10 protein-coding genes are annotated in these 11,831 nt (G+C 59.7%); 7 read left to right on the top strand and 3 right to left on the bottom strand.

Translation table 11 applies throughout. From position 1 onward, the window contains the following. From ACNAZS_RS23040 to rlmD, 3 genes are all read left to right on the top strand, one after another. Positions 1-723 (top strand): response regulator, encoded by a 723-nt coding sequence (locus ACNAZS_RS23040; RefSeq protein ID WP_415792864.1) that lies wholly within the window; start codon positions 1-3, stop codon positions 721-723. A 302-nt stretch (positions 724-1,025) separates the two neighbouring features. Beyond that, complete coding sequence (locus ACNAZS_RS23035) at positions 1,026-1,778, top strand: TorF family putative porin (RefSeq protein WP_415792863.1); 753 nt, start codon at positions 1,026-1,028, stop codon at positions 1,776-1,778. A 75-nt stretch (positions 1,779-1,853) separates the two neighbouring features. Further along, the gene (gene rlmD, locus ACNAZS_RS23030) at positions 1,854-3,293 is read left to right on the top strand and encodes a 23S rRNA (uracil(1939)-C(5))-methyltransferase RlmD (RefSeq protein WP_415792862.1); all 1,440 of its coding nucleotides are present in this window, start codon (positions 1,854-1,856) and stop codon (positions 3,291-3,293) included. A gap of 105 nt (positions 3,294-3,398) precedes the next feature. On the opposite strand, the gene ACNAZS_RS23025 is transcribed toward rlmD, so the two are convergent. Continuing rightward, positions 3,399-4,307, bottom strand: a complete 909-nt coding sequence (locus ACNAZS_RS23025) for an AraC family transcriptional regulator (protein WP_415792982.1) — start codon at positions 4,305-4,307, stop codon at positions 3,399-3,401. 248 nt (positions 4,308-4,555) lie between these two features. On the opposite strand from ACNAZS_RS23025, the gene ACNAZS_RS23020 reads away from it, so the two are divergent. After that, positions 4,556-5,935, top strand: coding sequence for an NAD-dependent succinate-semialdehyde dehydrogenase (locus ACNAZS_RS23020; RefSeq protein ID WP_415792861.1), 1,380 nt, complete (start codon positions 4,556-4,558; stop codon positions 5,933-5,935). Positions 5,936-6,033: 98 nt separating this feature from the next. Here the strand turns inward: ACNAZS_RS23020 and cueR are convergent, their stop codons facing one another. Beyond that, a complete protein-coding gene (cueR, locus tag ACNAZS_RS23015; RefSeq protein ID WP_415792860.1) occupies positions 6,034-6,435 on the bottom strand; it encodes a Cu(I)-responsive transcriptional regulator in 402 nt (133 codons plus the stop codon). Between the two features lie 12 nt (positions 6,436-6,447). Beyond that, on the bottom strand, positions 6,448-8,727 hold the full coding sequence (locus ACNAZS_RS23010) for a heavy metal translocating P-type ATPase (protein ID WP_415792859.1): 2,280 nt from the start codon (positions 8,725-8,727) through the stop codon (positions 6,448-6,450). 213 nt (positions 8,728-8,940) lie between these two features. Here ACNAZS_RS23010 and ACNAZS_RS23005 point away from each other — a divergent pair, with 213 nt between their 5' ends. The 3 genes from ACNAZS_RS23005 to ACNAZS_RS22995 all read left to right on the top strand — a co-directional run bounded on the left by ACNAZS_RS23005 (position 8,941) and on the right by ACNAZS_RS22995 (position 11,724). After that, positions 8,941-9,141 carry a heavy-metal-associated domain-containing protein gene (locus tag ACNAZS_RS23005; RefSeq protein ID WP_415792858.1) on the top strand — a complete coding sequence of 67 codons (201 nt, stop codon included), beginning with the start codon at positions 8,941-8,943 and terminating at the stop codon, positions 9,139-9,141. Between the two features lie 273 nt (positions 9,142-9,414). Next, on the top strand, positions 9,415-10,143 hold the full coding sequence (locus ACNAZS_RS23000) for a glutathione peroxidase (RefSeq protein ID WP_415792857.1): 729 nt from the start codon (positions 9,415-9,417) through the stop codon (positions 10,141-10,143). A 156-nt stretch (positions 10,144-10,299) separates the two neighbouring features. After that, positions 10,300-11,724: a dihydrolipoyl dehydrogenase gene (locus tag ACNAZS_RS22995; RefSeq protein WP_415792856.1), complete on the top strand. Its 1,425-nt coding sequence runs from the start codon at positions 10,300-10,302 to the stop codon at positions 11,722-11,724. The last annotated feature ends 107 nt before the right edge of the window (positions 11,725-11,831 follow it).

Genomic DNA, 11,831 nt, shown 5'->3' with positions numbered 1-11,831 from the left:
ATGCATCCCGTGAACGACTCATCGGTGACAACGCCAGCGGCGCGCGTGCTCATCATTGATGACGAGCCGCAGATCCGAAAATTCATCGACATCAGCGTGCGATCGCAAGGTTATAGAACCTTTTTGGCCGAAAACGGAGAGCAGGGGCTCTCCATTCTGGCCAGTCAGGGCGCCGATCTTGTGATTCTGGACCTGGGTCTGCCCGACCGAGATGGGCAGGACGTACTGAAGGAATTGCGGCAATGGTCCCGCGTCCCGGTCATTGTGCTGACCGTCCGATCGGACGAGCGGCAAAAGGTCGCGCTACTGGATTGTGGGGCAAACGACTATGTGACGAAGCCTTTCGGTATTGAAGAGCTGATGGCCCGCATCCGCGTCATTCTTCGTACTGCGGGTTTTAGCGGCGAAGCCACGCCGATCTACGATGACGGTGTCCTCAGAATAGACCTCGCAAAGCGAGCGGTGCATCTGAAAGGCGCGCCGGTGCAACTCACCCGCAAGGAGTTTTCGCTGTTGTCGTTGCTGGTCACGCAACCCGGCCGCCTCATCACACAGACGCAGCTCCTGCGAGAAATGTGGGGACCGACCCACGAGGAGGACGCGCATTACTTGCGCATCCTGGTGGGTAAGCTCAGACGCAAACTCGACGACGACGCCGCTGCGCCACGGTACATCATCACGGAGCCCGGGGTCGGACTACGATTTCTGTCCAGCGAACGGTAAAAAAAAGTCGTGATGAGCGTGACGCACGCTTAGGTGTATCCGGGTGCACGGTATTGCGCCCCAAGTTGGCGCCATCCTGAACCGACATTGCATCGAATGTGTGCCGACGTCCGTATTGGCTGCACATCAACGGTGCAGAATCCCGCCCCTACCGGGGCACATCAACGGCTGGGCATCACCTCGGAAATCTTGGCACGAAAAGTGCTTGATGAGAAGTGCGCTGCTGTCATCTTTTTGAAATGACCCGGCTCGACACACCGGCAGTCCTCCTAATCGTTCCTTTCCCGCACAGGATTTTCATCATGAAACGCACGCTGCTTGCTTTGCCTCTCGTGTTGTCTACCGCTCTTACCACGACTGCACAGGCTGAACCGACGGAGTTGGGGGCCGGGTTCTCGCTGAGCGGCAATGCCGCCATCGTCAGCGATTACCGGTTTCGTGGGTACTCCCAAACCAACTTCCGGCCCGCCATCCAGGTAGGCTTTGACTTGTCGCATACGTCCGGCTTTTATCTAGGTAACTGGAATTCGAATGTTTCGGACTTCGTCTTTCCGGAAGGCAATCTGGAAATGGACTTTTACGGTGGTTGGAAAGGGGATATCGGCGGTGGGTTTGGCCTGGATGTCGGTGCCTTGTATTACTACTATCCCGGTTCGGATTCGCCCAAAGACGGCAACTACAACAATACCGACCTTTACGTTGGCCTGAGCTATGACAGTTATTCACTGAAGTATTCGTATACCCCCAGCGATTTCTTTAGTACGCCAGACAGCAAAGGTACTTGGTACCTGGACGGCACCGCGAATTTTGACCTGGGCGACGGCTGGGGCCTGGTGGCGCACGTGGGTTACCAAAAACTCAAGAAGCAGGTAGACATGGACGGCGATGACATTGGTCATTACGTGGATTACAAACTGGGCGTGACCAAGGACCTGAGCGGCTGGGTATTGGGTATAGCGGCTGTCGGGGCCTCGAAAGACAACTGGCTACCCACCAAAAATGGCCATCCGTCCGGCCGCCTCGGGGCTGTTTTCTCGGTCGCGCGGGCATTCTGAGGCTGCACGGCAGGCGTGCTTTGCATTCCTCTTTTACAATGCCCGGTTGCCCGTATCAGCCTGGATTGCTAAAAAATGGCCGAAGTACTGAATATCGAGTCCCTGGACCTAGAGGCCCGGGGAATCGCCCGCCGCGACGGCAAAGTCGTCTTTGTCGAGGGCGCATTGCCCGCCGAGCGCGTGACCGCGCACACTGTGCGCCGTAAACCGTCGTATGAAATCGCTCGCGTCGAAGAAATCTTGCACCCGTCGCCCCTGCGCGTGACGCCGCGCTGCCCGCATTTTGGCGTCTGCGGCGGCTGTGCCATGCAGCACCTGGAGCCCAGCGCGCAGGTCGCGATCAAACAGCGTTCATTGGAAGACACGCTATGGCATGTGGGCAAGCAGCGGCCGCAACGCGTGTTGCCCCCGCTGCATGGCCCCACCTGGGGCTATCGATTCCGCGCGCGCCTGTCAGTGCGCGTTGTCCCCAAAAAGGGCGGGGTCCTCGTCGGCTTTCACGAACGCAAAAGCAGTTACGTCGCCGACATGCGTGAGTGCCATGTCTTGCCCCGTCATGTCAGCGATTTGTTGCTGCCCCTGCGCGAGATGATCGGCGCCATGTCCCAGCCCACGCGCTTGCCGCAAATCGAAGTCGCGCTGGGCGAGGGCGTGACGGCGCTGGTGCTGCGCCATATGGAGCCTTTGACGGACGGCGATATTGCGATCCTGCGGCAATTCGCCGCTAAACACGATGTGCAATGGTGGTTGCAATCCAAGGGCCCCGAGACCGTCCACACGCTCGAGCCCGAGCATGCCGATGCGCTGGCCTACACCTTGCCCGAATTTGGTCTGCGCATGCCTTATCGGCCCACTGACTTTACCCAAGTCAACCACGACATCAATCGCGCCATGGTGTCGCGCGCATTGATGCTGCTGGACGTGCAGCCGACCGATCGTGTCGCGGACCTGTTCTGTGGACTGGGCAACTTCACCCTGCCACTGGCCACCAAGGGCCGCGAGGCCGTCGGCGTGGAGGGCAGCAAGGCCCTGACCGATCGCGCCCTCGAGGCCGCCGAGCGCCACGGCCTGGCCGATCGCACAAGCTTTGCGACGTTGAACTTGTTCGAGGTCGACGTCCAGTGGTTGCGGGGCCTGGGATACTTTGATCGCATGTTGATCGATCCGCCTCGCGAGGGCGCGCAGGCCGTGTCCCAGGCACTATCGCTCTTAACGCCCGAGGAACGTCCGCAACGCATCGTCTACGTATCCTGTAATCCCGCGACGTTGGCGCGCGACGCTTCTATTCTGGCTCAGGAAGGCGGTTACGTACTCAAGAGCGCGGGCGTCATCAATATGTTCCCGCACACCGGGCATGTGGAGTCGATCGCGGTGTTTGAGTCGCTGCCAGCCGAGCAAGTGCTGGCGGCGCAAGAACAAACACGTCTGGCGAAAGCGCTGGCCGCCGAGGAGGCCGCGGCGGCGTTGCGCGCTAAACAGGCAGCGGCTGCGGCTAGCGCGTCAGAGACGACCTAACGGCTAATGGTTATCGCAAACAGGAGAATGCGGCGCTTAAGGTCGAGGCGGGCGTTAGACTGGCGGCGCGGGAGTTAATCTGTCAGCGCCACACCTGCAACGTTCTCAGTGTGAAGACACATAAATAGAAGCTGCATGCGCGGGCGGCACGGCGAACTCCGCCTTCATCCGCCTCACTTCTTCAACCGGACTGCGTCCGAAGAGGCGCTTGAATTCCCGGCTGAATTGCGACGGGCTGTCATAGCCCACTTCGGCACTGGCCGCCGCGGCTGTCACGCCGTTGCGCACCATATGCAAGCGTGCCTGGTGCAGGCGTATCGATTTCACGTACTGCACGGGGGATGCCTTCGTGACCGACTTGAAGTGCGTATGGAATGTGGGCACGCTCATTCCGGCTTCCCGCGCCAACTGCTCGACACTGAAATCGGCATTGAATGATGCATGAATGCGACGAAGCGCACGAGCAATTTTGCCAAACTGTCCGTGCATGGCCAGCGCCGCCCGCATCGATGCGCCCTGTTCTCCGGTGAGCACATGGAAATAGATTTCCCGAACCAGTGCCGGCCCGAGTACTTGGGCCTCGAGAGGGTCGCTCATGGCCTCCAGAAAACGAACCAGAGATTCGCATAACCGGTCGTCCATCGGCGTGGACATCAGGCCGCGTGGTTGGGCGGGTTCCATCCCGCCATGCTGGTCGATCTGCAACATCAAATCCGCGGCCAGCTTGAAGTCCAGGTGCATATAGATCGCCAGCAGTGGCTCGTCGGCGCTGGCGTCTGTCTCCATGGTGAACGGTACAGGAACGGAGACCGCCAGATAGTGCTGGTCGTCGTAAACGTAAAGCTGGTCACCAAAAAACCCGCGCTTTCTGCCCTGGCAAACGAACACGATGCCGGGATCGTACAGCACCGGGACGGCGGACAACGGGCGGTTCGAGCGCAAGAACCTGACGTCGGGTAGGGCAGTCAGGTTGTATCCCTCGCAAGGCGCCAGGCGTTCCAGGATTGGCACCATTCGCCCTTTCAGCGCACGCGTGCTGCGCGCCGCATCATTGTCAGTGGCATCCAAGACGACATCCTTTGTGTGAAACGTCTGACAGCTTACTCGTGTCACGTCAGATTATGGCAGGTCATAGGATCAGGCAAGAATATGAGGCTAGTAGCCATGGATACGTCGGTCACATTATATCTATTATTCAATGACCGGGCCCAGCCTCATTTCTGATGGCCCAAGTATGAAAATCCACAGGAGTCACCCTCATCATGATCAACGTCATTAATCCTGCCGACGGATCCGTCGTCGGGCAAGCCCCCGAAATGGACGCCGCTCAGGTAAAGACAGCGATAGACAGGACGTGCAGCGCCTTTCCCGCTTGGTCGCGCAAACTGGCGAAGGAACGCGGCGACATACTGCGCCGCTGGTTCGATCTCGTAAAAGCCGACAAGCAAATCTTCGCTGAGATCATGGTCAGCGAAAACGGCAAGTGCCTTGCCGAAGCGCTGGGCGAAATTGACTACGGGCTTGGTTTCATCGAGTGGTACGCCGAGGAAGCCAAACGCGTGTATGGCGACACCATTCCGTCGCACGCGGGCAACGCCGCCATTCTGGTCACGAAAGAGCCCGCCGGTCCGACCGCGGCCATCACGCCCTGGAATTTTCCTTTCATGATGATCACGCGCAAAGTGGCAACCGCGTTGGCGGCGGGTTGCACGATGGTGATCAAGCCGTCTGAAGAAACACCGCTGACGGCATACAAGCTGTTGGAATACGCACGCAAAGCGGGCATTCCTGAAGGGGTTTTCGAGATGGTGACAGGCAATCCGCAGGCTATCGGAACGCTGTTCACCCAAGACGACCGCATCCGTAAGATCTCTTTCACGGGGTCGACCGCGGTGGGCAAGTTGCTGGCCGCTGCCAGCGGCCGGGCGCTCAAGAAAATGACGCTTGAGCTGGGTGGCAACGCGCCATTCATCGTCTGCGATGATGCGGATTTGGACCAGGCCGTGGCAGGCCTGCTGGCCGCCAAGTTGCGAAATTCCGGGCAAGTGTGTATTTCGCCTAACCGCATCTATGTGCAAGAGGGCATATACGACCGCTTTGTTGCCGCCGTGGTTGAAAAGGTTGCTCAAGTCCGCGTGGATCACGGAATGCAACAGGCGTTCGTCGTGGGCCCGCTCATTAACCAGACCGGCTTTGACAAGGTGGTGCAGCTGGTTGATGACACCAAACGGCAGGGCGCGTCGGTGCTGTTGGGAGGCAAACCGCACGCCCTGGGCGGGCTATTTTATGAGCCCACCGTCCTGAGTGAACTCAACGACGATATGGCGATCGCCAAGACCGAAATCTTCGGGCCTGTCTTTCCCATCTACCGCTTCCGTGACGAGGCGGAGGTAGTGGAGAGAGCAAACAACACCGAGTACGGGTTGGTGGCTTATGCTTATACGCGAGATGTCGGGCGGGCGTTTCGTCTCTCGCGCGATATCCAGGCAGGCATGGTGATCCTGAACGCCGGTTCGGTGGGCACGGCCTCGGTGCCATTCGGCGGTGTTAAACAATCCGGCTATGGGCGCGAGGGCAGCTATTACGGAATCGAGGAATACGTAGAAGTGAAGTACGTCCTGATGGGCGGCCTGGACACCTGAGTCGATCGACGAGTGCGGCGTTATAGTAGCGCTGCATCCGCGTACGACTCTACGAACCATGGCCCGCCGCGATTTACTTCCGCCACTGTTTCTCATCCCTATTGCCGAACCGCGTCTCCCTCTAACTCCTGAATAATCGGGCAATCGGGCCGGTTATTCCCTTTGCAATGCTGCGCCAGATGCCGCAGCGTATCCGCCATTTGTTGTAGCTCTGCCGCCTTGCGTTCCAACCCCTCGACGTGGCTGAGCGCGATGCGTTTGACGTCGGCGCTGGCGCGATCACGGTCGCGCCAGAGAGCCAGCAACTCATGCATTTTCTCGACCGAAAACCCCAGATCACGTGCCCGGCGGACAAAGCGCAGCGTGTGCAATTCCTTGTCGCCATAGACGCGGTAACCCGCCTCGGTGCGCGTGGCCGAATCGATCAAGCCAATACTTTCGTAATAGCGAATCATCTTGGCCGAGATGCCCGTCGCGCGGGCGGCTTCTCCAATATTCATGATGAAAATCTCCTAGGCATTGGCCAAGCGCGGGGTCGGATGAAAACGCCGCAAGCGTAGCGCATTGCCCAACACAAACACGCTCGACATGGCCATCGCGGCTGCTGCAAAAATGGGCGACAGCGAAATCCCGAATGCGGGATATAGCGCCCCGGCCGCCAGCGGAATCAGCGCGACGTTATAAGCGAAAGCCCAAAACAGGTTCTGGCGAATATTGGTCAACGTCGCGCGGCTGAGTGCCATCGCGTCGGCCACGGCATGCAGATCGTCCGCCATGAGAACGACTGAGGCGGCTTCGATCGCCACGTCCGTGCCCGTCCCAATCGCAATCCCGACGTCCGCCGCGGCGAGGGCGGGCGCATCGTTAATGCCATCGCCCACAAACGCCAGCCGGCGTCCCCCTTTGCGCAAGTCATGGATCGCCGCCACCTTGCCATCGGGCAGCACCTCCGCGCGGACTTCGGCGATCCCGAGTTGGCGTGCCACACCCCGCGCCGTGTGCGGGTTGTCGCCGGTAATCATCGCGGTTTCGATGCCCTGGCGATGCAATGCTTCGATGGCATGGATGGCCGACGGCTTGATCGGATCGCTCACCGCCATGATGGCGGCGGCCTTGCCGTCTATTGCCACATACACGGGTGTCTTGCCCGCTTCACCCCACGCCGTGACGCGATCACTCAATGCCGCGACGTCCACGCCGTGTTGGGCCATCAGGCGACCGCTGCCGGCCAGGATCGCGTGTCCCTCGACCATGGCTTGCACGCCCGCGCCCGTAATGGCGTCGAAATTCTCTGCCGAAGGGATGTTCAGGCCGCGTTCGTTCGCCGCGGCGACAATCGCTAGCGCGATAGGGTGTTCTGAACGTGTTTGTACGGCGGCCAGCCAGCGCAAAACCTGCGTCTCTTCAAATGGCGCCACCGCATGGCTATCCGTCAGCGCGGGTTTGCCCAGCGTCAACGTACCCGTCTTGTCGAACGCGACAACGTCGACATCACGCAGTCCCTGCAACGCATCGCCCTGACGAAAGAGAACGCCCAGTTCCGCCGCGCGGCCAGTACCCACCATGATCGACGTTGGCGTGGCCAGGCCCATCGCGCAAGGGCACGCAATAATCAACACCGCGACAGCATGAACAATCGCCATTGGCAACACCGGAGCACTACCCCAGATCAACCACGCCCCAAAAGTCAGCAGCGCCGCCGCCATGACTGCCGGTACAAACCACGCCGTTACTTGATCCACGAGAGCCTGTATCGGCAAACGGGCACCCTGGGCCGCCTCGACCATACTGATAATGCGCGCCAACATCGTGTCGGCGCCCGTGTGCGTCACGCGCGACGTAAAACTGCCCGACGTATTCAGCGTGCCACCGGTGGTTTGCATGCCCACGGTTTTTTCCACGGGGACGGGCTCGCCGGTCAGCATCGACTCGTCCACAAACGACCGGCCCTCAATGATCTCGCCATCAATGGGGATCTTTTCCCCGGGACGCACGACCACGTGATCGCCGGCCTGGACTTGCTCAATGGCGATGTCTTGCAATTGGCCCTGGCGCAGCACACGCGCCGTGCGCGGTTGCAGGCCGATCAGGCGTTTGATCGCGGCCCCCGTACGTCCCTTGGCGCGGGCCTCCAGCATGCGTCCCAACAAGATCAGCGTGACGATGACCGCCGCCGCCTCGAAATACACATAGCGCGCATTCTCGGGCAACCAGTCCGGCATAAACGTCGCGACCGTCGAGTACGCCCACGCCGTTCCCGCGCCCATGGCCACCAGCGAATTCATCTCGGGCGCGCGCCGCCACAACGCTGTCAGTCCCTTCACGAAAAACACTCGGCCTGGCCATGCCAGTACCAGCGTCGTCAACACGAACTGCAGTAACCAACTGTTCTGCGTGCCCAGATTGGCAGTAATCCAATGATGAAACGCCGGAATCATGTGCGAGCCCATCTCCAGCACAAACACCGGCAACGTCAGGAGGAGGGCGATCGTAAACGAACGACGCAGCGCCTGCGCCTCGTCCGCACGCGACTGCGCCTGCCGCGCCTGATGTCCATCATCCACGGTGATCGGCGTCGCCTCATAGCCCACACGCGCCACCGCCGCGACCAACGCCTGTGCGTCCGCCGACCCCAAGTCATACGCCACCCGCGCCCGCTCCGTGGCCAGGTTCACACTGGCCTCATTCACGCCAGGTACGGCGGACAATGCCTTCTCGACACGCTTGACGCACGACGCACACGTCATGCCGCTAATAGCGAACTCAGTTTGGGTAAGGGCAGGGACACTCATCTCGAACTCCGACAAAATCGATCACAGCCCATAGTCTCATCCTTGACATCATGGGAAGGTCAAGCTTAATTGTAGGCTTTACTTTCCCATGATGGGAAGGTTTATGCTGGTCATAAGTTCTGTGAATTCAGCAGGTTATAAAGACTGCTGACGCAACAGACCGCATATGCTGTGAACTCAGCATCTCTTTTCCCATACGACTCAGGAGCATCTATGTCTATCCAATTCAACGTCCCCGACATGACTTGTGGTCACTGCGTAAGCACGATCACCAAAGCGATCCAGCAGGCCGTGCCGGGCGCCAACGTGACTACCGACCTACCAGGCCACCGTGTGATGGTCGAGGGCACCTCCGACCTCGAAGTCGTGCGCCAGGCTATCGCCGACGCTGGCTACGAGGCGCAAGTCGGCTGATCTACGTTACCCGATCCCTCTGACCGCCTCCTGCGGGTCTGATCGAATGACCAATCTATACGATCAGATCCCAGTGATCCGTCCCTGGTGAACTTTTTCATCAAAACAATGGCTGAGTGTTATTCGGCTATTGTTTTTATATTTTCTAAATTTCAATTTGATTGAATTTAACTATCAATCAATTAAAATAATTAAATTAGACTTATTAATAGTAAATATTTATCATCTTTACATGGTCGCTCGAGACCACCCACTACATCAGGAGATGATTGAATGTTGCAAAATCGTGAAGGCCAACGTGTTCCTAACGCCACTTTTCCCGTTCGTGAAGGCAATGAATGGAAGCAAGTGACGACCGATGATATCTTCAAGAACAAGACCGTTGTTGTCTTCTCCCTGCCGGGCGCGTTCACGCCCACCTGCTCGTCCACCCACCTGCCGCGTTATAACGAACTGGCTCCCGCCTTCCGTGCCGCCGGCGTCGACAGCATCGTTTGTGTCTCGGTCAACGATACCTTCGTCATGAACGAATGGGCCAAGGACCAAGAATCCGCCAACATCACCTTGCTGCCCGACGGCAATGGCGACTTCACCGAAGGCATGGGCATGCTGGTCGACAAGCGCGACCTTGGCTTTGGCAAGCGCAGCTGGCGCTACTCCATGCTCGTCAAGGACGGCGTGGTTCAAAAGATGTTCATCGAGCCGGAAAAAGACGGCGATCCGTTTGAAGTCTCCGACGCCGACACCATGCTGGCCTACTTCGCCCCGGACGCCAAGAAACCCGACCAGGTCGTGGTGTTTTCCAAGCCCGGTTGCCCCTTCTGCATAGAAGCCAAGGAACTGCTGACCGCCAAGGGCTACGACGCAGTTGAAATCCCCCTGGAACACAAAGTTCGTGGCCGTGTCATCGGCGCCGTCGCTGGCAAAGCCACCGCTCCCCAGGTATTCATCAACGGCCAACTGATCGGCGGCCTGGAAGACCTGAAGGCGCACTTCGCCTAACGTGCCGGCGAGTCTCGGGGAAATATCCCGAGACGGCCAAGACACCATTCGTCTGTATCACCACGCCCGCGCTGCCCATCATGGCGGCTGTGCGGGCGTTTGTTTTCGGCGCGCCTGCGTCATGCGTGCGGCGCCTGTCTCGTAGCAGGAGAAAAAATGAAAATTCAACATACCGACATCGCCGTCATTGGCGCTGGCACCGCCGGGCTGGCGGCCTATCGTGCGGCACGCGCCGCCGGCAAACGCGCCTTGTTGATCGAAGGCGGCCCCTACGGTACGACATGTGCCCGCGTAGGATGCATGCCCTCCAAATTGCTGATCGCTGCCGCCGAAGCCGCCCACAGCGCTGCCCACACAGCACCCTTCGGCGTTCACGTCGACGGCGCCATCCGCGTAGACGGCCGCGAAGTCATGGCCCGGGTGCGCAGCGAACGTGATCGCTTTGTTGGCTTCGTACTCGAAGGCGTCGAAAATATCCCCGCCGAAGACAAGATCCCCGGCTACGCAAAATTCGTCTCCGACACGGTCTTGCGCGTCGATGACACGCTCGAAATCCACGCCCATAGCATCGTCATCGCCACCGGCTCGCGCCCGGCCATCCCGCAGCCATTCCTGGCCCTCGGTGACCGCCTTGTCGTCAACGACGATGTCTTTTCCTGGGACGACCTGCCGCGTAGCGTCGCTGTATTCGGCCCCGGCGTGATCGGCCTCGAACTCGGCCAGGCCCTCGCACGTCTGGGCGTCAACGTCCGCGTATTCGGTGTCAGCGGCAGCCTCGGTGGCCTGAGCGATCCCGCCGTACGCCAACGCGCACGCCGCACTTTCCAGGACGAGTTCTACCTCGATCCCGACGCTCGCGTTCTCTCCACCACTCGCGTTGGCGATCAAGTCGAAATCCGCTACATCGCCCTCGACAACACGGAGCGCACCGAGCGCTTCGACTACGCTCTCATCGCCACCGGCCGCCGTCCTAACGTCGATCATCTGGACCTGCAAAATACCAGCCTCGTGCGAGACGCCCGTGGCATCCCCGAGTTCGACCGCAACACCCTGCAAGCAGGCAATTCGTCGATCTTTATCGCCGGCGACGCCAACGCAGATGTGCCCCTGTTGCATGAAGCCGCTGACGAAGGGCGTATTGCAGGCCAAAACGCCGCCCAATATCCCAACGTACAACCCGGTCTGCGTCGCGCCCCACTTGGCGTCGTTTTCTCCGACCCGCAGATTGCTCTCGTCGGTACGCCCTATACCCGCCTGCCCAAAAACAATTACGTCACCGGCGAAGTCGACTTTGGCGACCAGGGCCGCTCACGCGTCATGCTTAAAAACAAAGGCATGCTGCACGTCTACGCCGCCGTCGATACCGGTCGATTCCTCGGCGCCGAAATGGTCGGCCCCGCTGCGGAACACATCGGCCACTTACTCGCCTGGGCCGTCCAACAAGAACTCACCGTCGCGCAGATGCTCGACATGCCGTTCTACCATCCCGTCATCGAAGAAGGCCTGCGCACCGCACTGCGCGACGCCGCGGCACGACTGCAGCGTGCGAAGCATGAAGCACCGTTGAAAGCCGTGGCGTAAACACCGGCAGTATTTGCTGATGGGGGGCGCTTTCTATTGAGACGTCCCTGCGATGTGCCGGGTAGGCCCCGCCGGGTGGATCGCGACGGCTCGGCCCATAAGCACGG

The organism is Bordetella tumulicola, assembly GCF_965138755.1.
GTDB classification, from domain to species: Bacteria; Pseudomonadota; Gammaproteobacteria; order Burkholderiales; family Burkholderiaceae_B; genus Bordetella_A; species Bordetella_A tumulicola.
This window is presented reverse-complemented; position numbering and strand designations above follow the sequence as displayed.